The sequence below is a fragment of the Pseudomonas sp. DrBHI1 genome (assembly GCF_002205115.1).
GTDB lineage: Bacteria > Pseudomonadota > Gammaproteobacteria > Pseudomonadales > Pseudomonadaceae > Aquipseudomonas > Aquipseudomonas mosselii.
Genome location: NZ_NIBE01000018.1, coordinates 1 through 25,279, shown reverse-complemented (window position 1 = coordinate 25,279; position 25,279 = coordinate 1). Strand labels below are relative to the sequence as shown.

Below are 25,279 nucleotides of genomic sequence, written 5' to 3'. Positions count from 1 at the left end.
CTGACAGGGCGTCAACCGTTAATTTCATAAAAATCAAAAAGATCGCCTCAGAAGCCCTGGTACCTATATAAGCAGCCCCAAAACAAAAGCAGGGAGGCCTATCGGCCTCCCTGCCCCTTCCTATATAGGTAGCGCGTCACAGCACCCCGGCAGCCCGGAGTCGCTGCACCGCCTCCCCATCCAACCCCAGCACATCGCCAAGCACCGCCTCGGTATGCTCCCCCAGCAACGGTGGCGCCTGCCGATACTCCACCGGCGTCTCCGACAACCGGATCGGGCTGGCCACCTGCGGCACGCTCCCCGCCAACGGATGAGGAACATCCACTGCCAACCCACGGGCCAGCACCTGCGGATCCTGGAACATCTGCGCCAGGTCGTTGATCGGTCCGCACGGCACGCCTGCCTTCTCCAGCTCGCTCACCCACTCGGCCGTGGTCTTGAACACCGTGGCCTGGCGAATCAGCGGAATCAGCTCGGCGCGATTGGCCACCCGCTGTTTATTGGTGGCGAAGCGTGGGTCATCCGCCCAGTGCGCCTGCCCGGCCACTTCCGCGAACTTGCGGAACTGCCCGTCATTGCCCACGGTAAGAATGAAGTTGCCATCGGCCGTCGGGAAATCCTGGTATGGCACGATATTCGGGTGCGCATTGCCCAGCCGACGAGGCGCAGTACCCGTGGTGAGGTAGTTCATTGCCTGGTTGGCCAGGCAGGCCACCTGTACATCCAGCAGCGCCATGTCGATGTGCTGGCCGATACCAGACTGGTCACGATGCGCCAGGGCCGCCAGGATCGCCACGGTGGAATACAGCCCGGTGAGGATGTCGGTCAGCGCCACCCCGACCTTCATCGGCCCGGCCCCCTCCTCCCCCTCCGGGCGACCGGTCAGGCTCATCAGCCCACCCAGCCCCTGGATCATGAAGTCGTAGCCGGCACGCTTGGCATATGGCCCGGTCTGGCCGAAGCCGGTGATCGAGCAGTATATGAGCGTCGGATTGACCGCCTTCAGGCTTTGATAGTCCAGCCCATAGGCCGCCAGCCCGCCAACCTTGAAGTTCTCGATGACGATATCCGACTTCGCCGCCAGCTCGCGCACCAGACGCTGGCCTTCCGGCTGGGTAAAGTCGATGGTCACCGAGCGCTTGTTGCGGTTGGCCGACAGGTAGTAGGCCGCCTCGCTGGTGTTCTCGCCCTGAACATCGCGCAGGAAAGGCGGCCCCCAGGAACGGGTGTCGTCACCCGCTCCCGGACGCTCGACCTTGATCACATCGGCGCCAAGGTCAGCCAGGATCTGGCCGGACCAAGGGCCGGCCAGCACCCGGGAAAGATCCAGCACCCGCAGATGGGAAAGCGCGCCCATGGCCTGGTCCTCTATTAATAGAACGCCTGGATGCCGGTCTGCGCGCGCCCGAGGATCAGCGCGTGCACGTCATGGGTCCCTTCATAGGTGTTGACCACCTCGAGGTTGACCAGGTGGCGGGCCACGCCGAACTCGTCGGAGATGCCATTGCCGCCCAGCATGTCGCGGGCCAAACGGGCGATGTCCAGGGCCTTGCCGCAGGAGTTGCGCTTCATGATCGAGGTGATCTCGACCGCCGCGGTACCTTCATCCTTCATCCGCCCCAGGCGCAGGCAGCCTTGCAGGGCCAGGGTGATCTCGGTCTGCATGTCGGCCAGTTTCTTCTGGATCAGCTGGTTGGCAGCCAGTGGGCGGCCGAACTGCTGGCGGTCCAGGGTGTACTGGCGCGCGGTGTGCCAGCAGGCCTCGGCGGCGCCCAGGGCGCCCCAGGAGATGCCATAGCGGGCAGAGTTCAGGCAGGTGAACGGGCCCTTGAGGCCACGCACGTCCGGGAAGATGTTCTCCTCCGGCACGAACACGTTGTCCATGACGATCTCGCCGGTGATCGAAGCGCGCAGGCCAACCTTGCCGTGGATGGCCGGGGCGCTGAGGCCGTCCCAACCTTTCTCCAGCACGAAGCCGCGGATATCGCCGGCATCGTCCTTGGCCCAGACCACGAATACATCGGCGATCGGGCTGTTGGTGATCCACATCTTGCTGCCGGTCAGGCGATAGCCACCGTCGACCTTGCGGGCGCGGGTGATCATCGAGCCCGGGTCGGAACCATGGTTGGGCTCGGTCAGGCCGAAGCAGCCGATCCACTCGCCACTGGCCAGTTTCGGCAGGTACTTCTGCTTCTGCGCCTCGGTGCCGAACTCGTTGATCGGCACCATCACCAGTGACGACTGCACGCTCATCATCGAGCGGTAGCCAGAGTCGATGCGTTCCACCTCGCGGGCGATCAGGCCGTAGCACACGTAGTTCAGGCCGCTGCCGCCGTACTGTTCAGGGATGGTCGCGCCGAGCAGACCGACTTCACCCATCTCGCGGAAGATCGCCGGGTCTGTCTGCTCGTGGCGGAACGCCTCCAGCACACGGGGTGCCAGCTTGTCCTGGGCGAACTGATAGGCGCTGTCGCGAACCATGCGCTCTTCTTCAGTGAGCTGCTGATCCAGCAGCAGCGGGTCGATCCAGTTGAAGCTTGCCTTGCCAGCCATGTGCGGATTCCTCGAAAGATGGGAACGAATTGTTGTGCTGGATTGATCCTAGGCCTGATCGGCCGGCGGTACAAACGAGGATTGCGCACGGTTTAGTGATATTTTCTCACTTCGTAATCACCGAAATGCCCTGTTCAAAGCCAGACAAGTGAGGTTGACGTACATGCGCCGCAAGATCCCCAGCACCACCGCATTGGTATGTTTCGAGGCAGCCGCGCGTCACGAGAGTTTTACCAAGGCCGCCCAGGAGCTGGCCCTGACCCAGGGCGCCGTCTGTCGGCAGATTGGTGGCCTTGAGGCCTTCCTTAACGTGGAACTGTTCCGTCGCTCGCGACGGGGCGTGAAGCTGACCGAAGCCGGGCTCTCCTACAGCCGCCAGGTGGCTGCGCAGCTTGATGCGGTGGAGCGCGACACGCTTTCGGTGATGCGCCAGCAAGGCGCCAACGTGATCGAACTGGCGGTGGTGCCGACCTTCGGCACACAATGGCTGCTACCGCGCCTGAAGGACTTCCAGCAGCGCCACCCCGAGGTCACGGTCAACCTGACCAACCGCACCCGCCCCTTCCTGTTCGCCGACACGCCCTTCGACGCCGCCATCTACTTCGGCGACGCCGACTGGTCCGGCACCCAGTCCCACCGCCTGATGGGCGAGAACCCCATGCCGGTGTGCAGCCCCGCGCTGCTGGAAGGGCAAGCCAGCCTCGACGCCCGGCGCATCGCCGAGTTGCCCCTGCTGCAGCAGACCACGCGCCCCTATGCCTGGCGGCAGTGGTTCGACGGCCTGGGCCTGAGCGTCGAACGCGACATGACCGGCCCGCGCTACGAACTGTTCTCCATGCTGGCCCAGGCCGCCATGCACGACATGGGCATCGCGCTGATCCCACCCTTCCTGATCCAGCGCGAGTTGCAAGAAGGCCGACTGCTGGTCGCTAACAGGCATGCCCTCTCCAGCGACAAGGCCTACCATCTGATGATCCCCGAGCGAAAGGTGGAATCCGCTTCGCTGCGGGCGTTTCGCGACTGGCTGGTGGTGCAGGCACAGCAGTACACCGCCGCCAACTGAAGGCAAAAATCAAATAACTGACTCCGTAGTCAATTATTTTTAACACCTACAGATATATGGATTTGTCGCAAATTCGTAATCTGTTCCGTAGAGCGGAAAAACCGTAGCAACCCTAGTGACTACGCGGGTTTGCGGCTTATTTTGCGACATTCACAACGCCGTGAACGAAAACGGCCGAAATTTTTTCTTTTTTTCCCCTAAGCTGCGAATAGCGCGTACTTGACGGGCTGGCTCGGAATCGTTGCGACATACGGTCACAGGGTGACTTGTAGTTTTAAGTTCGTTTCGCTTCAGAACCTGTTGAAGGCCCCTGGGTTCGTCTGCAAAATGCCTCTCCCGCCTCGAACCAGGCGGAGTCGTGCTCTACGGCCGCCCAGCCGCACCACCCGAAGTGCGCTGGTTTCCATAAAGACAATAAAGGTCACCGCAGGAGACATAGTCGTGCATATTGGTGTTCCTCTCGAGACGCAGACGGGTGAGACAAGGGTCGCCGCGACCCCGGAAACCATCAAGAAACTGGTAGGCCAGGGCCATCAGGTCACCGTGCAACGGGGGGCAGGGCTCAACGCCAGCATTCCGGACAGTGCCTATGAAGCCGTGGGCGCCACCCTGGGCGAAGCCACTGACGCCTTTGGCGCGCAGCTGGTGCTCAAGGTGGTCGCGCCCAATGACCAGGAACTGGCGCTGATCAACAGCGGCAGCCTGCTGGCGGGCATGCTCAACCCCTTCAACAACGAACTGATCGGCAAGATGGCCGAACGCGGCATCACCGCCTTCGCCCTGGAAGCCGCGCCGCGCACCTCGCGGGCCCAGAGCCTCGACGTGCTGTCGTCCCAGGCCAACATCGCCGGCTACAAGGCCGTGCTGCTGGCGGCCCACCACTACCCACGCTTCATGCCCATGTTGATGACCGCCGCCGGCACGGTGAAAGCCGCCCGCGTGCTGATCCTCGGCGCCGGCGTCGCCGGCCTGCAGGCGATCGCGACGGCCAAGCGCCTGGGCGCGGTGATCGAAGCGTCGGACGTGCGCCCGGCGGTGAAGGAGCAGATCGAGTCGCTGGGGGCCAAGTTCATCGACGTGCCCTACGAGACCGATGAAGAACGCGAATGCGCCGAAGGCGTCGGCGGCTATGCCCGACCGATGCCGGCCAGCTGGATGCAGCGCCAGGCCCAGGCCGTGCACGAACGCGCCAAGCAGGCCGATATCGTCATCACCACCGCGCTGATTCCCGGGCGCAAGGCGCCGACCCTGCTCAGCGCCGAGACCGTGGCGCAGATGAAACCCGGCTCGGTGGTCATCGACCTCGCCGCGGCCCAGGGTGGCAACTGTCCGCTGACCGTGGCCGATCAGGTCGTCATGCACAACGGCGTGACCCTCGTCGGCCCGACCAACCTGCCGGCCCAGGTCGGCGCCGATGCCTCGGCGCTGTACGCGCGCAACCTGCTGGACTTCATGAAGCTGCTGTTCGACAAGGACGGCAGCCTGGTCATCAACCTCGAAGACGACATCGTCGCCGCGTGCCTGATGTGCCGCGACGGCCAGGTCGTGCGCAAGAACGGCTGAGGAGCACGACAATGGAAGACATGCTGATTTCCCACGGCATCTACAACCTGATCATCTTCGTGCTGGCCATCTACGTGGGCTACCACGTGGTGTGGAACGTCACCCCGGCCCTGCACACGCCGCTGATGGCGGTCACCAACGCCATTTCCGCGATCGTCATCGTCGGCGCCATGCTGGCCGCCGCGCTGACCGTCACCCCGGCCGGCAAGGTCATGGGCACCCTGGCCGTCGCGCTGGCCGCGGTCAACGTGTTCGGTGGCTTCCTGGTCACCCGCCGCATGCTGGAAATGTTCAAGAAGAAAACCAAGAACGAGGGGCAGAAGTAAGCATGAGCATGAATCTGGTAACGCTTCTGTACCTGGTCGCCTCGGTCTGCTTCATCCAGGCGCTCAAGGGCCTCTCGCACCCGACCACCTCACGCCGGGGCAACCTGTTCGGCATGATCGGCATGGGCATCGCCATCCTCACCACGGTCGGCCTGATCTACAAGCTTGGCGCGGAGCTGGCGACCGCTGGCATCGGTTACGTCATCGTCGGTCTGCTGGTCGGCGGCAGCGCTGGCTCGATCATGGCCAAGCGCGTCGAGATGACCAAGATGCCCGAACTGGTCGCCTTCATGCACAGCATGATCGGCCTGGCCGCGGTGTTCATCGCCATCGCCGCCGTGCTCGAGCCGCAATCGATGGGCATCGTCGCCAGCATCAGCGACCCGATCCCCACCGGCAACCGCCTGGAGCTGTTCCTCGGCGCGGCCATCGGTGCGATTACCTTCTCGGGCTCGGTGATCGCCTTCGGCAAGCTGTCGGGCAAGTACAAGTTCCGCCTGTTCCAGGGCGCACCGGTACAGTTCGCCGGCCAGCACAAGCTGAACCTGATCCTGGGCCTGGCGACCATCGCCCTGGGACTGCTGTTCACCTTCACCGGCCACTACAGCGCGTTCACCCTGATGCTGGCCCTGGCCTTCGTCATGGGCGTGCTGATCATCATCCCGATCGGCGGCGCCGACATGCCGGTGGTGGTGTCGATGCTCAACAGCTATTCGGGCTGGGCGGCGGCGGGTATCGGCTTCTCGCTGAACAACTCGATGCTGATCATCGCCGGCTCCCTGGTGGGCTCCAGCGGTGCGATCCTCTCGTACATCATGTGCAAGGCGATGAACCGTTCGTTCTTCAACGTCATCCTCGGCGGCTTCGGCGGCGATACCGATATCGGCGCGGCGCAGGGTTCGAAGGAGCAGCGCCCGGTGAAGTCCGGCTCGGCCGACGACGCCACCTTCCTGCTGAGCAACGCCGACAGCGTGATCATCGTTCCCGGCTACGGCCTGGCGGTGGCGCGCGCCCAGCACGCGCTCAAGGAACTGACCGAGAAGCTGGTGCACAACGGCGTGACCGTGAAATACGCGATCCACCCGGTTGCAGGCCGTATGCCAGGCCACATGAACGTGCTGCTGGCCGAAGCCGAGGTGCCGTACGACCAGGTGTTCGAGATGGAAGACATCAACGCCGAGTTCGGCCAGGCCGACGTGGTACTGGTGCTGGGCGCCAACGACGTGGTCAACCCGGCGGCGAAGAACGATCCGAAGTCGCCGATTGCCGGCATGCCGATCCTCGAGGCCTTCAAGGCCAAGACCATCATCGTCAACAAGCGCTCAATGGCCAGCGGCTACGCGGGCCTGGACAACGAACTGTTCTACCTGGACAAGACCATGATGGTGTTCGGTGACGCCAAGAAAGTCATCGAGGACATGGTCAAGGCCGTGGACTGACCCGACCTTGCACCTATAAGAAGTGCATAAGGCCCCTGGGGAGATATTCCCAGGGGCCTTTTCATCGGCTTGATCCAGATCAACGGCTCTACTTCCGGCCTTCGCCTACGACCATGGTCGCGGGACGGTTCCGGGTGAAATCTCTAGACTGCGCTTCCAGTAGCTTCAGTAGCCTGAGATAACAATCCATGTACCGTGATCGTATCCGCTTGTCCTCCCTGCACAGCAAGGTTATGAGTGCGGCTGACGCCGCTGGCCTGATCCAGGACGGCATGACCGTCGGCATGAGCGGTTTCACCCGCGCCGGCGAAGCCAAGGCCGTGCCCCACGCACTGGCCGAGCGTGCAAAACAGTCGCCGCTGAAGATCAGCCTGATGACCGGCGCCAGCCTGGGCAACGACCTGGACAAGCAACTGACCGAGGCCGGCGTGCTGGCCCGGCGCATGCCGTTCCAGGTCGACAGCACCCTGCGCAAGGCCATCAACGACGGCAAGGTGATGTTCATCGACCAGCACCTGTCGGAAACCGTCGAGCAGCTGCGCAACAAACAGCTCACCCTGCCGGACATCGCGGTCATCGAAGCGGTGGCGATCACCGAGCAAGGCCATATCGTGCCGACCACCTCCGTCGGCAACTCGGCCAGCTTCGCGATCTTCGCCAAGCAGGTCATCGTCGAGATCAACCTGTCGCACCATGCCAACCTCGAAGGCCTGCACGACATCTACATCCCGACCTACCGCCCGACCCGCACGCCGATCCCGCTAGTGAAGGTCGACGACCGCATCGGCAGCACCGCGATCCCGATCGACCCGGCCAAGATCGTCGGCATCGTCATCAGTGATCAGCCGGACTCGCCGTCCACCGTGCTGCCGCCTGACCACGAGACCCAGGGCATTGCCGACCACCTGATCGCCTTCCTCAAGGGCGAGGTGGACGCCGGGCGCATGAGCAACAACCTCGGCCCACTGCAGGCCGGCATCGGCAGCATCGCCAACGCGGTGATGTGCGGCCTGATCGAGTCGCCGTTCGACAACCTGACCATGTACTCCGAAGTGCTGCAGGACTCGACCTTCGACCTGATTGACGCCGGCAAGCTGAGCTTTGCCTCGGGCAGCTCGATCACCCTGTCGAGCCGCCGCAACGCCGACGTGTTCGGTAACCTGGAGCGTTACAAGGACAAGCTGGTGCTGCGTCCGCAGGAAATCTCCAACCACCCGGAAGTGGTCCGTCGCCTGGGGATCATCGGCATCAACACGGCGCTGGAGTTCGACATCTACGGCAACGTCAACTCCACCCATGTCTGCGGCACCAAGATGATGAACGGCATCGGTGGCTCGGGCGACTTCGCCCGCAACGCGCACCTGGCGATCTTCGTCACCAAGTCGATCGCCAAGGGCGGCGCGATTTCCAGCGTGGTGCCGATGGTCAGCCACGTCGACCATACCGAGCATGACGTGGACATCCTGGTGACCGAGGTGGGCCTGGCCGACCTGCGCGGCCTGGCGCCGCGCGAGCGTGCCCGGGTGATCATCGACAACTGCGTGCACCCGGACTACCGCGCAGCGCTCAACGATTACTTCGAGCGCGCCTGCCAGCGTGGCGGGCATACCCCGCATATCCTGCGCGAAGCCTTGAGCTGGCATGAAAACCTGGAAGAGACCGGGCGCATGTTGGTCGGTTGATCATCTTTACGGCTTGAAATTGCCGGGGGCGCTTTGCGCCCCTTTTCGCGGCACAAGGCTGCATGAGATCTATAAGGTCTGCACCAGACCCGGGCTCGGCACCTGCAACAGGTACTCGATCAACGCCTCCACCGGCAACGGCCGGCTTACCAGGAAGCCCTGCACCTGGTCGCAACCGAATGCCCGCAGCAGCGCCAGCTGCTCCTCGCTCTCCACCCCTTCGGCCACCACCTCCAGGTTCAGGTTGTGCGCCAGGTTGATCATCGCGTGCACCAGCTTGGCATTCTCCTCGCGCTGCTCCATGCCACCGACGAAGCTACGATCGACCTTGAGCAGCGTGATCGGCAGGCTGTTCAGGTGCACGAACGACGAGAAGCCGGTCCCGAAGTCATCCAGCGAGAAACGCACCCCCAGGCGCCCCAGGGCGTCCATGGTCTGGCGCACCAGCTCGTTGCGCCGCATCACGGCGGTCTCGGTCAGTTCGAACTCCAGCCAGCGGGCATCGACGCCGTGCTCGACGATCAGCCGGCTCAGAGTGGCCAGCAACTGGCTGTCCTGAAACTGGCGGAAGCTCAGGTTCACCGCCATGTGCAGCGGCGCCAGGCCGCGCTCGCGCAGGGCCTGCATGTCGCTCAACGCCCGGGAGATCACCCAGTAGCCCAACGGCACGATCAACCCGCTCTGTTCGGCCAGCGGCACGAACTCGCTGGGCGCCAGCAGGCCGCGCTCGGGATGGTTCCAGCGCACCAGTGCCTCGAGCCCGACGATGCAGCCATCGGCGAGGTTGAGCCGCGGCTGGTAGTGCAGCTCCAACTCGTCGCGGCGCAGGGCGCGGCGCAGCTCGCTTTCGAGGTCGGCCAGGCTGCGGGCGTTGCGGTTGATGCGCTCGTTGAACACATGGAAGGTGCAGCCCTGGCTGCTCTTGGCCTGGCGCATGGCGATATGCGCGTGCCACATCAGCGGGTCGGCGCCGGCCTGGGCGCGGGCATGGGCGATCCCCAGGCTGCAGCCGAGCAGCAGGCTCTCGCCGTCGATCCAGTAGGGCTCGGTCAGCGCCTCGGTAATGCGCTCGGCCATCCACTCGGCGCGGTTGGGGTCGCGCCGGGTGTCGATCAGCAGGGCAAACTCGTCGCTGCCCAGGCGCGCCAGTTGATCGCTCGCCTCCAGTTGGTGCTTCAGCCGGGCGACCACCTGCAGGATCAGGCGGTCCCCCCCCTGGTGGCCGAGGGCATCGTTGACGTGACGGAAGTTGTCCAGGTCGAGGTGGCCGAGGGCCAGGCCGCGACCTTCGTTCTCGGCCAGGCGTGCGGTCAGCAGGGCCTGGAAGCCCTGGCGGTTGGCGATGCCGGTCAGCGGATCCTGTTCGGCCAGCCGCTGCAGGGTGGCCACCAGTACACCGCGCTCACGCACATGGCGCAGGGAGCGACGCAGGGTATCAGTGGTCAGCTGCGCCAGCACCAGCCAGTCGCTGACACCCAGCGGCGCGCTGGCCGGCTCCTGCTCCAGCAGCAGGATGGTCGGCAGCTCGCAACGCCCCGGGGCCGGCTGCAGCTCGGGCGTGGCCAGCACCACGGCCTGGCGGTCGTTGGCGAACAGGCTGTCCACCGCCGCCCAGGTCGGCGCGGTCAGCAGCACGACACTGCCACCCATCGGCTGCAGGCATTCGCGCAGGTGCACGGCCCATTCCGACTCATCAGCCAACAGCAGCAAACGCAGGGGTTCGACAGGCGTGGACAAGCGGGCTCCTTAGACATGGGCGGTGGAACGGCGAGCGCGGGCAATCCTACCCGATTAATTGGAAATGATTTTCACTTTTAGTCGTTGCCCTTCCCTGGCCGCCATCCCGACGCAATCTGACGTGCATCCTGCGCGAAAGTAGCAGATGCGGCAAATCCGATTCGCGCCCTCCATCACAACGTCAGACGGTCGCGCATTAACAGCCCCATGCCTGCTAGAATGCGCGGCTATTTTCTGGTTACCCCCGGTTTCTAGCATGTCCCGACTCAATCCCCGGCAACAGGAAGCCCGAGACTACGTCGGCGGCCCTCTTTTGGTGCTCGCCGGTGCAGGCTCCGGCAAGACCAGCGTGATCACGCGCAAGATTGCCCACCTCATCCAGAACTGCGGCATCCGCGCCCAGTACATCGTGGCGATGACCTTCACCAACAAGGCCGCGCGCGAGATGAAGGAGCGGGTCGGCACCCTGCTGCGTCCGGGAGAAGGCCGGGGCCTGACGGTGTGCACCTTCCACAACCTGGGCCTGAACATCATTCGCAAGGAGCACGAGCGCCTGGGCTACAAGCCGGGCTTCTCGATCTTCGACGAATCCGACATCAAGGCGTTGCTGTCGGACATCATGCAGAAGGAATACTCCGGCGACGACGGCATCGACGAGATCAAGAACATGATCGGTGCCTGGAAGAACGACCTGATCCTGCCGCCCGAGGCCCTGGAAAAGGCGCGCAACCCGCGCGAGCAGACCGCGGCCATCGTCTACACCCACTACCAGCGCACGCTCAAGGCGTTCAACGCGGTGGATTTCGACGACCTGATCCTGCAGCCGGTCAAGCTGTTCCAGGAGCACCCCGACGTGCTCGAACGCTGGCAGAACCGCGTGCGCTACCTGCTGGTGGACGAGTACCAGGACACCAACGCCAGCCAGTACCTGCTGGTGAAGATGCTGATCGGCATGCGCAACCAGTTCACCGTGGTCGGCGACGATGACCAGTCGATCTACGCCTGGCGTGGCGCCCGCCCCGAGAACCTGATGCTGCTCAAGGAGGACTACCCCTCCCTGAAGATCGTCATGCTCGAGCAGAACTACCGCTCCACCAGCCGCATCCTGCGCTGCGCCAACGTGCTGATCGCCAACAACCCCCACGCCTTCGAGAAAGAGCTGTGGAGCGAGATGGGCGTCGGTGACGAGATCCGCGTGATCCGCTGCAAGAACGAGGAAGCCGAGGCCGAACGCGTGGCCATGGAAATCCTCACCCTGCACCTGCGCACCAACCGCCCGTACAGCGACTTCGCCATCCTCTACCGGGGCAACTACCAGGCCAAGCTGATCGAACTGAAGCTGCAGCACCACCAGGTGCCGTACCGCCTGTCCGGCGGCAACAGCTTCTTCGGCCGCCAGGAGGTCAAGGACCTGATGGCCTACCTGCGCCTGCTGGTCAACCCGGACGACGACAACGCCTACCTGCGGGTGATCAACGTGCCGCGCCGCGAGATCGGCTCGACCACCCTGGAAAAGCTCGGCAACTACGCCACCGAACGCGGCATCTCGATGTACGCCGCCAGCGAGGAGCTGGGCCTGGGCGAACACCTGGACGCCCGCTACACCGAGCGCCTGCAGCGCTTCAAGCACTGGCTTGACGGGGTGCGCCACAAGGTCGCCCTGGAAGACCCGATCGCCGCGCTGCACGAGATGATCCGCGACATCGATTACGAGAACTGGATCCGCCAGCAGACCGCCAGCGACAAGGCCGCGGAGTTCCGCATCAGCAACGTCTGGTTCCTCGTCGAAGCGCTGAAGAACACCCTCGAGAAGGACGAAGAAGGTGACATGACCATCGAGGACGCCATCGGCAAGCTGGTGCTGCGCGACATGCTCGAGCGCCAGCAGGAAGAGGAAGAGAACGCCGAGGGCGTGCAGATGATGACCCTGCACGCCTCCAAGGGCCTGGAGTTCCCCTACGTGTTCATCATGGGCATGGAGGAGGAGATCCTCCCCCACCGCTCGAGCATCGAGGCCGACACCATCGAAGAGGAACGCCGCCTGGCCTACGTGGGCATCACCCGCGCGCGCCAGACCCTGGCCTTCACCTTCGCCGCCAAGCGCAAGCAGTACGGCGAGATCATTGACTGTACCCCGAGCCGGTTCCTCGACGAACTGCCGCCGGACGACCTGGCCTGGGAAGGCCTGGACGATGCACCCGTGGAAGTGAAAGCCGCGCGCGGCAACAACGCCCTGGCCGATATCCGGGCGATGCTCAAGCGCTGATCAACCATTACTCTTTAACTTTGCCGCTTCTGGCGGCCACGGTGGCCTGTATGGCCGATTTGAGCTTACAAATCGGCCATACAGGCCACTATCTACATCGAGGAATAAACAGTGGAAGCACTGCATCAGAAGATTCGCGAAGAAGGCATCGTGCTTTCCGATCAGGTTCTCAAAGTCGACGCGTTTCTCAACCACCAGATCGACCCTGCGCTGATGCAGCTGATCGGTGACGAGTTCGCCCGCCTGTTCGCCGATTCGGGCGTGACCAAGATCGTCACCATCGAAGCCTCCGGCATCGCCCCGGCGGTGATGACCGGCCTGAAGCTCGGCGTGCCGGTGATCTTCGCCCGCAAACACCAGTCGCTGACCCTGACCGAGAACCTGCTGACTGCCTCGGTGTACTCCTTCACCAAGCAGACCGAGAACACCGTGGCCATCTCGCCGCGCCATCTCAACAGCAGCGACCGCGTGCTGGTGATCGACGACTTCCTGGCCAACGGCAAGGCGTCCCAGGCACTGATCTCGATCATCAAGCAGGCCGGCGCCACCGTGGCCGGCCTGGGCATCGTCATCGAGAAGTCGTTCCAGGGCGGCCGTGCCGAACTGGATAGCCAAGGCTATCGCGTCGAATCGCTGGCTCGTGTGAAGTCGCTTGAAGGCGGCGTAGTCACGTTCATCGAGTGATGGACTCGTGGGAGCGTGCTTGCCCCGCTCCCACGCTGCATCATTGCCGCGTCGCCTGAAGCGCCGCCAGCAGCAACCGCTGATACAACTCCGCCTTCAAACCCTGCGGGTCATCCAGCCGCATCCGCGCCAACTGTGCTCCATACCCCTCGGGCCCCGGTGCATCCAACGCCGCCTTGCCCAACTCCAAAACCTCGCTCAGCTTGAACTTGCTCTTCAACCAGTTCAGCGCCCGCAACAGATCCCGCTCCTCTGCCGTGAAATCAGTCCCCAGCGGATACTCAGGGAACAGCCGTGCATGCCGCGCCCGAATAGTCTCAAGCCGCTCAGGCGTATTATCCATGAACCGCGCCTCCAGCTCGAAGTCCTTGGCCAGCTTGCCCGCCGCCTTGGCCTGCTCCATCAGCTCGCGCTGAAAACGTGAGTCACTGATCGCCAGCAACCGCGCAATGACCTCACTGTCGGTCTGCCCGCGCAGGTCGGCAATGCCGTACTCGGTGATCACGATGTCCCGCAGGTGCCGGGGGATGGTGCAATGGCCGTAGGTCCAGTAAAGGTTCGAGGTCACTTCGCCACCGGCCTCACGCCAGCTGCGCAGCAACAGGATCGAGCGACCGCCCTCCAGCGCGTGCCCCTGAGCGACGAAGTTGTATTGCCCGCCCACGCCGCTGAGTACCCGGCCATCCTCGAGCTGGTCGGCAACCCCCGCGCCGAGCAGGGTCATGCCGAACACCGTGTTGACGAAGCGCGCATCCCGACGCTGGCGACGCTTGCGCGCCTCCTGGCCGTAGAGCTCGTTGATGAAGCTGATGGCGCTCATGGCGAAACGTGCGCGCTGTTGCAACGGCATCTCGCGCAGGCGCTGGTAGAACGCCCGAGGCCCAAGGAAGAACCCGCCATGGATCAGCACCCCCTGCTCGTCGGCAGGACGGCGCACCACCCCGGCGTCGGCCAGTGCCAGCAGGCCATTGACGAACATCTCGCTGCAGCCGTACAGCCCCTGGGCGAAGGTATCCAGCCCCCCTTCCCGCTCGATCAGCGCCTGCCATGGTCCGATATCCAGCTCATCGAGCAGCGCACGATAGCCCTCGTTGTCGCCCTGGCGCGCCAGCAGCGCCGCGGTGATCGCATCACCCATGGCGCCGATGCCGATCTGCAGGGTGCCGCCGTCGCGTACCAAGGCGCTGGCATGCAGGCCGATGCAATGGTCCTGGGTGTTCACCGGCATGTTCGGGGTGGAGAACAGCCGGCGTCGCTCGGGCTGGTCGATCAGCAGGTCGAACTGCGTCAGTTCCAGCTCCGCGTCCCCGGGCATGTAGGGCAGTTCGTCGTGGACTTGACCCAGCACCAGAATGGTCTCGCCAGCGGCGCGACGCCGGGTGATCATCGGCAGCAGGTCGAGGGTGATGTCGGGATTGCATGCCAGACTTAGGTGGTCGGGCCTTTCAGGCGTGGCCGCCACCAGTTGCGCGACCAGGTTCAGGCCTTTGGCGTTGATGTCGCGGGCCGCGTGGCTGTAGTTGCTGCTGACGTAATCCTGCTGCGCCGCGTCGCTGTGCAACAGGCTGCCGGGCTGCATGAAGAACTGCTCGACGCGTATGTTTGCCGGGAGTCGGTCGGCACGCAGGTCGGCCAGGTAGGTGAGTTCTTCATAGTCGGCGAACACACGCTCGACGAAGGGCTCGAGGAAACGACGCTGCAAACCATCGCCCAGCGCGGGACGACCAAGGGACAGGGCGGTGTAGATCGTCAGCCGGCGCTCGGGGAGATCGCGAACTCGCGCATACAACGCGTTGACGAAGGCATTGGGTTTGCCCAGGCCGAGCGGCAGGCCCATGTGGATATGGCTAGGCAGGCGGGCCAGGGCTTGTTCGACAGCCTGGTCGATGGAGCAGCGATACATCTGGGCCTCCTGAGTCATCCGTGGGTTCAGGGGTTGGACACAAGTCGCAGCGGGTTGGTTGCCTGTTCCGGCACCGCAATAGGGCCATCAGAGTCCGAAAAAACAAAAGCCCGCCATCAATGGCGGGCTTTACTCGAATCAGATCAGGTTCACAGCCCCGACATCTTCTTGATCGCACCTTTCAGGTCTTCATCCGAGCAATCGGCGCACGTCCCTTTCGGTGGCATGGCGTTGATGCCGGTGATGGCCTTGGCCAGGATGCCATCGAGGCCGCCCTGGTGGTCGGCGCGTTCTTTCCAGGCCGCCGTGTCGCCAATTTTCGGCGCGTTCAGCAGGCCAGTGCCATGGCAGGCGTTGCAGTGCTTGGCGATGATCTCGTCCGGGGTCTTGGCGCCGCCCCCGCCGGCAGCGGCGGCCACTTCCATGCCCTTGCATTCCTGGCCCTGGACGCACACCTGGCCAACCGGCTCGAGGCGCTTGGCGATGTCGTCGTTGGTTGCAGCGGTTGCGCTCATTGCCCAAAGGGCGAATACGGCTGCTGGTACGGCCAGCATCTTCTTGATTTGGTTCACGCGAACACCCTCATGGTGGCTAATCACGCCCGCGGCCACGGAATTGCGAGCGTTGAAAAGTATAGCGGGAACCCGGAAGGCGTGAAACGACCACACTGAGGGAAAGGGTATTGGCGAATCAATGCACTGCGCTGGATCAAAAGTTCGACGGGGTCGCCGCACTGATCAGCCGCGCCGGCTCCTCGAACGGGTTGCGAAAGCGGTGCGGACGGGTGCTTTCGAAGTAGTAGCTGTCGCCGGCCTCGAGAATGAATATTTCAGTGCCGACCACCAGTTCCAGGCGGCCTTCGAGCAGGATGCCGGTCTCTTCGCCGTCGTGGGTGAGCATTTCCGCGCCGGTGTCGGCACCCGGCGGGTAGACCTCGGTGAGGAAGGCGATGGCGCGATTGGGGTGCGACTTGCCGACCAGCTTCATGGTCACCGCGCCGTCGGAGATGTCGATCAGCTCGTGGGCCTTGTAGACGATCTGGGTCGGGCTCTCAGGCGCCAGCTCCACCGAGAAGAACTCGACCATGGACATGGGGATGCCGCTGAGCACCTTGCGCAGGGAGCTGATCGACGGGCTGACGCTGTTCTTCTCGATCATCGAGATGGTGCTGTTGGTCACCCCCGCGCGCTTGGCGAGTTCGCGCTGGGACAGGCCCTTGAGCTTGCGGATGGCTTGCAGTCGTTCACCGACGTCCAAAGCTGGAGCCTCCTGAATCGGTCGAGATGGGGGTAGTGTGAACGATATGATGGCAATGCCGTTCAGTATTTACAACACACAGCCCCGCAGCCTGTCCGCTTCAGCGTCTTATTCGCCGATATAGTCCAGTGGCACGCGTTTGAGATTGCAGAAGATCTGGTACGGAATGGTCCCGGCCTGCAGCGCCACGTCACTGGCCAGGACTTGCTTGCCCCACAGCTCCACCGGGCTGCCGACAGTGGCCTCGGGCACCTCGGTGAGGTCGACGCAGAGCATGTCCATCGACACCCGGCCGATCAGCTGGGTGCGCTTGCCGGCCACCACCACCGGGGTGCCGGTGGGCGCCTGGCGTGGGTAGCCGTCGGCATAGCCCATGGCGACCACGCCCACGCGGGTCGGGCGCGGGCTGACGAATTTGGCGCCGTAGCCCACCGGCTCGCCGGCCGGCAGCTCGCGCACGCTGATGATCCGCGATTGCAGGGTCATCACCGGTTGCAGGCGGGCCGCTTCGGCCTGCGCCACCTCGAACGGCGTGGCGCCATAGAGCATGATGCCCGGGCGCACCCAGTCGCTCTTGATGCGCGGCCAGCCCAGCACCGCCGGGGAGTTGCGCAGGCTGCACTCGGCGGCCAGGCCCTGGCGCGCGGCCTCGAACACGGCGACCTGTTGCTCGGTGGCGGCGGCATCGAGTTCGTCGGCGCGGGCGAAGTGGCTCATCAGCACGATACGCGACACCTTGCCGCTGGCCAGCAGGCGCTGGTAGGCGTCGTGATAATCCTTGGGGTGCACGCCGACGCGGTGCATGCCGGTGTCCATCTTCAGCCAGATGGTCAGCGGCTTGCGCACCGCAGTCTGCTCGATCGCTTCCAGCTGCCACAGCGAATGCACCACGCACCACAGGTCATGCTCGGCGATCAGCGCCAGCTCGCTGGCCTCGAAGAAACCTTCGAGCAGCAGCACCGGCGCCTTGATGCCCGCCGCGCGCAGCTCCAAGGCCTCCTCGATGCAGGCCACGGCAAAACCGTCGGCCTCGGGCTCGAGCGCCAGGGCGCAACGCACAGCGCCATGACCGTAGGCGTCGGCCTTGACCACTGCCAGGGCCTTGGCGCCGGTCAGCTCACGGGCCAGGCGGTAGTTGTGACGGAGGGCTTGGAGGTCGATCAGGGCACGGGCGGGACGCATGGCGGCAGCCTTCTGGCAATTCTGGTTATCGATAAAGCCCCGACACGGCAGATGGGGGTAGGTACCCACCGCGCCGGGGTGAGGGAACGGGTCAATCGGTTTTCGGCCTTATCGCGGAACAAGCCCGCTCCCACCAGCCTCTACGGTGTTCGTGGGAGCAGGCTTGCCCCGCGATAAGGCCAGCAGTATCAATGCTTACTGATGCGCAGGCGCCGGCTGCCCGTGCTTGGCGATCTCGCGGCTGTTGCCATAACGCGAGATGTCCAGGCCTTCGGCACTGATCTGCGGCTTCTTGCGCGCGATCAGGTCTGCCAGCAGGCGACCGGAACCGCAGGCCATGGTCCAGCCCAGGGTGCCGTGACCGGTGTTGAGGAACAGGTTACGGAACTTGGTCGCCCCGACGATCGGGGTACCGTCCGGGGTGGCCGGGCGCAGGCCGGTCCAGAAGCTCGCCTGGCTCAGGTCGCCGCCGCGAGGATAAAGGTCGTTGACGATCATCTCCAGCGTTTCGCGTCGACGCGGGTTCAGCGACAGGTCAAAACCGGCAATCTCGGCCATGCCGCCAACGCGGATGCGGTTGTCGAAACGGGTTATGGCGACCTTGTAGGTCTCGTCCAGGATGGTCGAAGTCGGCGCCATGTCGCCATTGGTGATCGGCACGGTCAGCGAGTAGCCCTTGAGCGGATAGACCGGGGCCTTGATGCCCAGTGGTTTGAGCAGTTGCGGCGAATAGCTTCCCAGGGCCAGCACGTAGCGGTCGGCGGTTTCCAGCTTGCCGTCGATCCATACGCCGTTGATGCGGTCACCGGCGAAGTCCAGGCGTTGGATATCCTGACCAAAACGGAACTCGACGCCCAGCTTGATGGCCATTTCGGCGAGCTTGGTGGTGAACAGCTGGCAATCGCCGGTCTGGTCGTTGGGCAGGCGCAGGGCACCGGCGAGGATGTCCTTCACCCCGGCCAGGGCCGGCTCGACACGGGCGATGCCGTCGCGGTCGAGCAGCTCGTAGGGAACGCCGGACTGTTCCAGCACGGCGATATCCTTGGCCGCGGCGTCCACCTGGGCCTGGGTGCGGAACAGCTGGGTGGTGCCCAGGCTGCGGTTTTCGTAGGCGATGCCGGTCTCAGCGCGCAGCTCGTCGAGGCAGTCGCGGCTGTACTCGGACAGGCGCACCATGCGCTCCTTGTTCACCGCGTAGCGGCTGGCGGTGCAGTTGCGCAGCATCTGCGCCATCCACAGGTACTGGTCGACGTCGCCGGTCAGCTTGATGGCCAGGGGCGCGTGGCGCTCCAGCAGCCACTTGATGGCCTTGAGCGGCACGCCCGGGGCGGCCCAGGGCGAGGCATAGCCGGGCGAGATCTGGCCTGCGTTGGCGAAACTGGTTTCCATGGCCACCGCCGGCTGGCGATCGACCACCGTGACCTCGAAACCTTGCCGGGCCAGATAGTAGGCACTGGCGGTACCGATCACACCGCTACCAAGTACCAGAACTCGCATTGTTGTATCCCTCGCACGCGGCTCGCCGCAGTCTTTTGTTGAAATGGCATGGATGCGCGCAGTATATGAATCTCCGACCAGTGCTATTCACTATATAAGCAGCTATATTTGGCGAGAATTCTCGGCAAAATCGCCTTTCACGGAGGGGCATCCCCTATGAGAACCCAGCACCAGAGCAAACGTGAACTGGACAAGATCGACCGCAACATCCTGCGGATCCTGCAGAATGACGGGCGTATTTCCTTCACAGAACTGGGCGAAAAGGTCGGACTGTCCACCACCCCCTGCACCGAACGCGTGCGGCGCCTGGAGCGCGAGGGGATCATCATGGGCTACAACGCCCGGCTCAATCCGCAGCACCTGAAGGGCAGCCTGCTGGTATTCGTCGAGATCAGCCTGGACTATAAGTCCGGCGACACCTTCGAGGAATTCCGCCGCGCCGTGCTCAAGCTGCCGCACGTGCTGGAGTGCCACCTGGTGTCGGGCGACTTCGACTACCTGGTGAAGGCGCGGATCTCGGAGATGGCCTCGTACCGCAAGCTGCTCGGCGACATCCTGCTCAAACTGCCCCATGTGCGCGAGTCGAAGAGTTACATCGTGATGGAAGAGGTGAAAGAGAGCCTGTGCCTGCCGATCCCGGACTGAGGTCTCAGACCAGCACCTGACGGGTCGTGGCGATGAACTGATGGACCAGTTGCTCGGCCGCAGGCTCGATGGGTTGCGCCGGTCCTCGGCCACGGGGGCAGGCCAGGCGCGGGGTGGTACCGAACAGGCGGCAGATCATCGGGCGCTCTGCATAGACCGTACAGCCGTTCGGGCCCAGGTGCACGCAGTCCAGCCGCTCCAGGGCGGCGTCCTGCTCGGCCTGGGTCTTGCGCGGCAGACGGGCCATTTCCTCGGCGGACGTGGTGACCGGGCCGCAGCAGTCATGGCAGCCGGGCTCGCACTCGAACGAGGGAATGAGTTCGCGCAGGAAGTGGATCTTGTGGCGGTTGCAGGACATGACCAAGGACAGTGCGATGAATGAGGTTGAATTATAAGCCCAGTCGCGGTGCGCCGATGCGACTTGCCCCGCGATTGGGCAGTTGCCTATCCTCCCCCTTTCGTCTCAACCCAGGAATCGCCCCATGGTCCACAGCGCGCAGCACGCCGCCTCCTACTACGCCGCCAGCAGCGCGCCCCACCCTGACCATCCGTTCCTGCAAGGCGAACACAGCGCCGACGTGTGCATCGTCGGCGGTGGCTATTCAGGCCTGAACACCGCCATCGAACTGGCCGAGCGCGGCTTGTCGGTGATCCTCCTGGAGGCACGCAAGCTCGGCTGGGGCGCCAGCGGCCGCAACGGCGGCCAGCTTATCCGCGGCGTCGGCCACGGCCTGGAGCAGTTTCTCCCGGTGATCGGTGAAGAAGGGGTTCGCAGCATGAAGCTCATGGGCCTGGAGGCCGTGGAGATCGTCCGCGACCGCGTCGAGCACCATGGCATCGACTGCGATTTGACCTGGGGCTACTGCGACCTGGCCAACAAGCCCGCCGAACTGGAGGGCTTCGCCGAAGACGCCGAGGAGCTGCGCAACCTGGGCTATCGCCACGAACTGCGACTGGTACAGCCCGGCGACATGCACTCGGTGGTGGGTTCGGGCCGCTATGTCGGCGGCCTGGTCGACATGGGTTCGGGCCACCTGCACCCGCTCAACCTGGCACTCGGCGAAGCCGCAGTGGCCAGCCGCCTGGGTGTCGGCCTGTACGAGCAGTCTGAAGTCACACGCATCGACTATGGCCCCGAGGTGAAGGTACACACCGCCCAGGGCCGGGTGCGCGCCAAGACCCTGGTGCTGTGCTGCAACGCCTACCACAACGACCTCAACCGCGAGCTGGGCGGCAAGGTGCTACCCGCCGGCAGCTACATCATCGCCACCGAACCCTTGGGTGAAGAACGCGCCCGCCAGTTGCTGCCGCAGAACATGGCGGTGTGCGACCAGCGCGTGGCACTGGACTACTACCGCCTGTCCGCCGACCAGCGCCTGCTGTTCGGCGGCGCCTGCCACTACTCCGGACGCGACCCGCAGGACATCGCCGCCTACATGCGGCCGAAGATGCTCAAGGTGTTCCCACAGTTGGCCGATGTGCGCATCGACTACCAGTGGGGCGGCATGATCGGCATCGGCGCCAACCGCCTGCCACAGATCGGCCGTCTGGCCAGCCAGCCCAACGTCTACTACGCCCAGGCCTATTCCGGCCATGGGGTCAACGCCACCCACCTGGCCGGACGCTTGCTCGGCGAGGCCATTAGCGGCCAGCAGGGTGGTCGTTTCGATCTGTTCGCCAAGGTGCCGCACACCACGTTCCCCGGCGGCCAGCTGCTACGCTCGCCGCTGCTGGCGCTGGGGATGCTCTGGTACCGGCTCAAGGAGCTGGTCTGATACCGGCCTGAACCAGGCCCTCCGTGGGAACGGCCTTGTGTCGCGCTGGGGCCGCAAAGCGGCTCCAGCGATTTCAACAGTAATCAGCAATCCGGCTCAGTCCTTCCAGAAGGGCTTGCGCCCTTCCCGTCTCGCCTGCTCCCAGGTCAGCCCGATATCGCGCAACTGCCGATCATCCAACTGCAGCAGCGCCCTGCGGGTCCGCCAGCGATGCAGCATCAGGCCCCAACGACTCAGGCCGGCCGGCGCATTGAAGACCTTGGGCCGCTGCCCGGCCTCGAGTTCACCAGGCAACAGTTGCAAGCGCACATCGCTCAAGCCACCCATCACTGCGTTCTCCCATCAGTTGATACCGTGGGGAAAGCATGCACCCTCGTGCCCTCGACAATACAGACTCAACGGCGGATTATTATTCCCATACAGAATTGGCGAGAAGTCAGTTGAATGAAGTATTTTCCAACAATCTGTATCGGTCATCGACCCGCAAACGCGTAGGAGTATGCCGTGACGCTCTACCTCAACCTCGCCGAACTGCTCGGCTCGCGTATCGAGCAAGGCCTCTACCGCCCTGGCCAACGCCTGCCCTCGGTGCGCGCCCTGAGCGTCGAGCACGGGGTCAGCCTGAGCACCGTACAGCAGGCCTACCGCCTGCTGGAGGACAACGGCCTGGTATCGCCTCGGCCCAAGTCCGGCTATTTCGTCGCCGAGGATCGCCAGCTCCCCGCCCTGCCCGACATCAGCCGCCCCGCCCAGCGGCCTGTGGATATCTCCCAGTGGGAACAGGTGTTGGAGCTGGTCCGCGCCACCCCGCGCCCGGACGTGATCCAGCTCGGTCGCGGCATGCCCGACGTCGACAGTCCCACGCTCAAGCCACTGCTGCGCAGCCTGGCGCAGATCAGCCGGCGCATGGACATGCCCGGCCTGTACTACGACAACATCCACGGCAACGCCCAGCTGCGCGAGCAGATCGCCCGCCTGATGCTCGACTCCGGCTGCCGCCTGGGCCCGGCCGACCTGGTGGTGACCACCGGCTGCCACGAAGCACTGTCGTGCAGCATTCGCGCGGTGTGCCAGCCCGGCGACATCGTCGCGGTCGATTCGCCCAGCTTCCACGGCGCCATGCAGACGTTGAAGGGCCTAGGCATGAAAGCCCTGGAGATCCCCACCGACCCAATCACCGGCATCAGCCTGGAGGCCCTGGAACTGGCCCTTGAACAGTGGCCGATCAAGCTCATCCAGATCACCCCCAGCTGCAACAACCCGATGGGCTACATCATGCCCGAAGCGCGCAAGAAGGCCCTGCTGACCCTCGCCCAGCGCTATGACGTGGCGATCCTCGAAGACGATGTGTATGGCGATCTGGCGTACACCTACCCACGCCCGCGCACGATCAAGTCGTTCGACGACGATGGCCGCGTGCTGCTCTGCAGTTCGTTCTCCAAGACCCTGGCCCCGGGCCTGCGGGTCGGCTGGGTAGCCCCCGGGCGCTACCTGGAGCGGGTGCTGCACATGAAGTACATCAGCACCGGCAGCACCGCCTGCCAGCCGCAGCTGGCGATTGCCGACTTCATCGCCGAAGGCCACTACCAGCCACACCTGCGACGCATGCGCAGCCAGTACCAGCGCGGCCGCGACCAGATGTGCGACTGGGTGACCCGCTACTTTCCCCCGGGCACCCGCGCCAGCCGCCCGCAAGGTGGCTTCATGCTGTGGGTTGAATTGCCGGAAAGTTTCGATACGCTGCGCCTGAACCGCGCTTTACTGGAGCAGGGTGTGCAGATTGCCGTAGGCAGCATCTTCTCGGCCTCGGGCAAGTACCGGAACTGCCTGCGCATGAACTTCGCCGCCCGACCCACGGCGCAGATTGAAGCCGCCGTGCGCAAGGTCGGTGAAACCGCCCTTCGTCTACTGGAGGCCGAGCACGGCGACGGGTAACGTTGCGCCGCCTGGCATTGTCCAACCCCATAAGCCCTTGCTGCACAGGACGATCCACCCTTGAGACTCCAGCGAGCTTTGCCTCTGCTGTTGGTGCTGCAGCTCGGCCTGACGGGCTGTGCCAGCGTCGGTACGCCCCGTGAAGTCAGCCAGGCCCTGCCGGCCGGCGATTCGGCGTTCGGCCGCTCGGTACAGCGCCAGGCCGCCCCCTACGAGGGGCGTTCGGGCTTTCGCCTGCTGCCCAACAGCAACGAAGCGTTCCGCGCCCGCGCCGAACTGATCCGCAACGCCCGGACAAGCATCGACCTGCAGTACTACATCGTCCACGACGGCCTCAGCACCCGCGCCCTGGTCCACGAACTGCTGCGCGCCGCCGACCGCGGCGTGCGCGTGCGCATACTGCTGGACGACACCACCAGCGACGGCCTGGACAACCTGATGGGTACCCTCGCCGCCCATCCGAACATTCACATCCGCGTGTTCAACCCATTGCACCTGGGCCGCAGCACTGGGGCTACCCGCGCCGTGGGGCGGCTGTTCAACCTGTCGCGCCAGCACCGGCGGATGCACAACAAGCTGTTCCTGGTGGACAACAGCATGGCCATCGTCGGCGGTCGTAACCTGGGCGACGAGTACTTCGACGCCGAGCCCAACCTCAACTTCACCGACATCGACCTGCTGGGCGTGGGCCCGGTGGCCGAGCAGCTCGGCCACAGCTTTGACCAGTACTGGAACAGCGCCCTGAGCCGCCCCATCGGCGATTTCCTCTGGCGCCAGCCTGATGCCGACGACCTGTTCGCCAGCCGCCAGCGCCTGGAAGTATCGCTGGCCGAGGCACGAATCAAGCGCAAGGCACTGTACGACCGCCTGATGGCCTATCAGTCGCAGCCGCGCCTGGACGTGTGGCGCAACGAACTGATCTGGGCCCACAGCCAGGCCTTGTGGGATGCACCGAGCAAGGTGCTTGCGGACAACGAACCAGATCCCCGATTGCTGATGAGCCGGCAGCTGGCCCCGGAGCTGAACGGCGTGCACAAGGAGCTGATCCTGGTCTCGGCCTATTTCGTGCCCGGCGAACCGGGGCTGCTGTACCTGACCAGCCGCGCCGACGCCGGCACCTCGGTCAAGCTGCTGACCAACTCCCTTGAAGCCACCGACGTACCGGCCGTGCACGGTGGCTACGCGCCCTACCGTCGCGCCCTGCTCGAACATGGCGTGCAACTGTACGAGCTGCGCCGCCAGCCCGGCGCCCCACGGCCGCGCCTGGGCTTGCATGGCAGCTCCGATTCCAGCCTGCACAGCAAGGCCATGGTGTTCGACCGCCGCAAGACCTTCATCGGTTCGTTCAACTTCGACCCACGCTCGGTGCTGTGGAACACCGAAGTCGGGGTGCTGGTGGACAGCCCGGAGCTGGCCGAATACACCCGCGATCTGGCCGTGCAGGGCATGGCGCCCGCGCTGAGCTACGAGGTGAAGCTGGTGGACGGGAAACTGGCCTGGGCGACCGAGGACAATGGCCAGGGGCATATGCTGGTGACCGAGCCCGGGGGGATATGGCGACGCTTCAATGCCTGGATCAGCAAGGCGGTCGGACTGGAGAAGATGTTGTAGAACGCATTGCGGGGCAAGCCCGCTCCCACGCCGGTCGTGGGAGCGGGCTTGCCCCGCAATTGCTATCGGTCAGGCCGACGCCGGCTCGAAGGCATCCCGCCGCCGGGTCAGCACCACCAACCCCGCCGCCCCCACCGCCATCAGCAACGGCAGCGCGTGTC

The 25,279-nt window shown here is 64.5% G+C and carries 21 protein-coding genes; 11 read left to right on the top strand and 10 right to left on the bottom strand.

Going from position 1 to position 25,279, the window contains the following annotated elements; genetic code table 11:
* Positions 1–136 precede the first annotated feature (136 nt).
* Positions 137–1,357: a CaiB/BaiF CoA-transferase family protein gene (locus tag CC207_RS03155; RefSeq protein WP_028689911.1), complete on the bottom strand. Its 1,221-nt coding sequence runs from the start codon at positions 1,355–1,357 to the stop codon at positions 137–139.
* A 14-nt stretch (positions 1,358–1,371) separates the two neighbouring features.
* Positions 1,372–2,553, bottom strand: a complete 1,182-nt coding sequence (locus CC207_RS03150) for an acyl-CoA dehydrogenase (RefSeq protein WP_028689912.1) — start codon at positions 2,551–2,553, stop codon at positions 1,372–1,374.
* Positions 2,554–2,716: 163 nt separating this feature from the next.
* Here CC207_RS03150 and CC207_RS03145 point away from each other — a divergent pair, with 163 nt between their 5' ends.
* The 5 genes from CC207_RS03145 to CC207_RS03125 all read left to right on the top strand — a co-directional run bounded on the left by CC207_RS03145 (position 2,717) and on the right by CC207_RS03125 (position 8,626).
* Positions 2,717–3,616, top strand: a complete 900-nt coding sequence (locus CC207_RS03145) for a LysR family transcriptional regulator (RefSeq protein ID WP_028689913.1) — start codon at positions 2,717–2,719, stop codon at positions 3,614–3,616.
* 441 nt (positions 3,617–4,057) lie between these two features.
* Positions 4,058–5,179 carry a Re/Si-specific NAD(P)(+) transhydrogenase subunit alpha gene (locus CC207_RS03140; RefSeq protein WP_028689914.1) on the top strand — a complete coding sequence of 374 codons (1,122 nt, stop codon included), beginning with the start codon at positions 4,058–4,060 and terminating at the stop codon, positions 5,177–5,179.
* Between the two features lie 11 nt (positions 5,180–5,190).
* The gene (locus CC207_RS03135; protein WP_023631272.1) at positions 5,191–5,505 is read left to right on the top strand and encodes an NAD(P) transhydrogenase subunit alpha; all 315 of its coding nucleotides are present in this window, start codon (positions 5,191–5,193) and stop codon (positions 5,503–5,505) included.
* 2 nt (positions 5,506–5,507) lie between these two features.
* Complete coding sequence (locus CC207_RS03130; RefSeq protein ID WP_028689915.1) at positions 5,508–6,944, top strand: NAD(P)(+) transhydrogenase (Re/Si-specific) subunit beta; 1,437 nt, start codon at positions 5,508–5,510, stop codon at positions 6,942–6,944.
* Positions 6,945–7,132: 188 nt separating this feature from the next.
* On the top strand, positions 7,133–8,626 hold the full coding sequence (locus tag CC207_RS03125) for an acetyl-CoA hydrolase/transferase family protein (protein ID WP_028689916.1): 1,494 nt from the start codon (positions 7,133–7,135) through the stop codon (positions 8,624–8,626).
* Positions 8,627–8,695: 69 nt separating this feature from the next.
* Here the strand turns inward: CC207_RS03125 and CC207_RS03120 are convergent, their stop codons facing one another.
* Positions 8,696–10,363: a bifunctional diguanylate cyclase/phosphodiesterase gene (locus CC207_RS03120; RefSeq protein WP_088851567.1), complete on the bottom strand. Its 1,668-nt coding sequence runs from the start codon at positions 10,361–10,363 to the stop codon at positions 8,696–8,698.
* Between the two features lie 256 nt (positions 10,364–10,619).
* On the opposite strand from CC207_RS03120, the gene rep reads away from it, so the two are divergent.
* Positions 10,620–12,629 (top strand): DNA helicase Rep, encoded by a 2,010-nt coding sequence (gene rep / locus CC207_RS03115; RefSeq protein ID WP_028689918.1) that lies wholly within the window; start codon positions 10,620–10,622, stop codon positions 12,627–12,629.
* Positions 12,630–12,740: 111 nt separating this feature from the next.
* Positions 12,741–13,313 carry a xanthine phosphoribosyltransferase gene (gene xpt, locus CC207_RS03110; protein ID WP_028689919.1) on the top strand — a complete coding sequence of 191 codons (573 nt, stop codon included), beginning with the start codon at positions 12,741–12,743 and terminating at the stop codon, positions 13,311–13,313.
* A gap of 40 nt (positions 13,314–13,353) precedes the next feature.
* Here the strand turns inward: xpt and CC207_RS03105 are convergent, their stop codons facing one another.
* From CC207_RS03105 to dadA, 5 genes are all read right to left on the bottom strand, one after another.
* Positions 13,354–15,216: an acetyl-CoA hydrolase/transferase C-terminal domain-containing protein gene (locus CC207_RS03105; protein ID WP_028689920.1), complete on the bottom strand. Its 1,863-nt coding sequence runs from the start codon at positions 15,214–15,216 to the stop codon at positions 13,354–13,356.
* Between the two features lie 149 nt (positions 15,217–15,365).
* Positions 15,366–15,770: a cytochrome c5 family protein gene (locus tag CC207_RS03100; RefSeq protein ID WP_088851568.1), complete on the bottom strand. Its 405-nt coding sequence runs from the start codon at positions 15,768–15,770 to the stop codon at positions 15,366–15,368.
* Between the two features lie 154 nt (positions 15,771–15,924).
* On the bottom strand, positions 15,925–16,473 hold the full coding sequence (locus CC207_RS03095; protein ID WP_023629132.1) for a cupin domain-containing protein: 549 nt from the start codon (positions 16,471–16,473) through the stop codon (positions 15,925–15,927).
* A gap of 108 nt (positions 16,474–16,581) precedes the next feature.
* Positions 16,582–17,655, bottom strand: a complete 1,074-nt coding sequence (gene alr, locus CC207_RS03090; RefSeq protein ID WP_028689922.1) for an alanine racemase — start codon at positions 17,653–17,655, stop codon at positions 16,582–16,584.
* 195 nt (positions 17,656–17,850) lie between these two features.
* Entirely contained in the window at positions 17,851–19,152 is a 1,302-nt protein-coding gene (dadA, locus tag CC207_RS03085) for a D-amino acid dehydrogenase (protein WP_028689923.1), read from the bottom strand.
* Between the two features lie 156 nt (positions 19,153–19,308).
* On the opposite strand from dadA, the gene dadR reads away from it, so the two are divergent.
* The gene (dadR, locus tag CC207_RS03080; protein WP_003258963.1) at positions 19,309–19,797 is read left to right on the top strand and encodes a transcriptional regulator DadR; all 489 of its coding nucleotides are present in this window, start codon (positions 19,309–19,311) and stop codon (positions 19,795–19,797) included.
* 4 nt (positions 19,798–19,801) lie between these two features.
* On the opposite strand, the gene CC207_RS03075 is transcribed toward dadR, so the two are convergent.
* Positions 19,802–20,155 (bottom strand): YkgJ family cysteine cluster protein, encoded by a 354-nt coding sequence (locus tag CC207_RS03075; protein WP_050707514.1) that lies wholly within the window; start codon positions 20,153–20,155, stop codon positions 19,802–19,804.
* A 124-nt stretch (positions 20,156–20,279) separates the two neighbouring features.
* Between CC207_RS03075 and CC207_RS03070 the strand changes: the two genes are divergently transcribed.
* The gene (locus CC207_RS03070) at positions 20,280–21,572 is read left to right on the top strand and encodes an FAD-binding oxidoreductase (RefSeq protein ID WP_028689925.1); all 1,293 of its coding nucleotides are present in this window, start codon (positions 20,280–20,282) and stop codon (positions 21,570–21,572) included.
* Positions 21,573–21,668: 96 nt separating this feature from the next.
* Here CC207_RS03070 and CC207_RS03065 read toward each other — a convergent pair whose 3' ends face one another.
* A complete protein-coding gene (locus CC207_RS03065; protein ID WP_028689926.1) occupies positions 21,669–21,899 on the bottom strand; it encodes a DUF1127 domain-containing protein in 231 nt (76 codons plus the stop codon).
* A 177-nt stretch (positions 21,900–22,076) separates the two neighbouring features.
* On the opposite strand from CC207_RS03065, the gene CC207_RS03060 reads away from it, so the two are divergent.
* Together CC207_RS03060 and CC207_RS03055 are read left to right on the top strand one after the other, a co-directional pair.
* The gene (locus CC207_RS03060) at positions 22,077–23,507 is read left to right on the top strand and encodes a PLP-dependent aminotransferase family protein (protein ID WP_028689927.1); all 1,431 of its coding nucleotides are present in this window, start codon (positions 22,077–22,079) and stop codon (positions 23,505–23,507) included.
* 60 nt (positions 23,508–23,567) lie between these two features.
* Positions 23,568–25,118, top strand: a complete 1,551-nt coding sequence (locus CC207_RS03055) for a phospholipase D family protein (protein ID WP_028689928.1) — start codon at positions 23,568–23,570, stop codon at positions 25,116–25,118.
* The last annotated feature ends 161 nt before the right edge of the window (positions 25,119–25,279 follow it).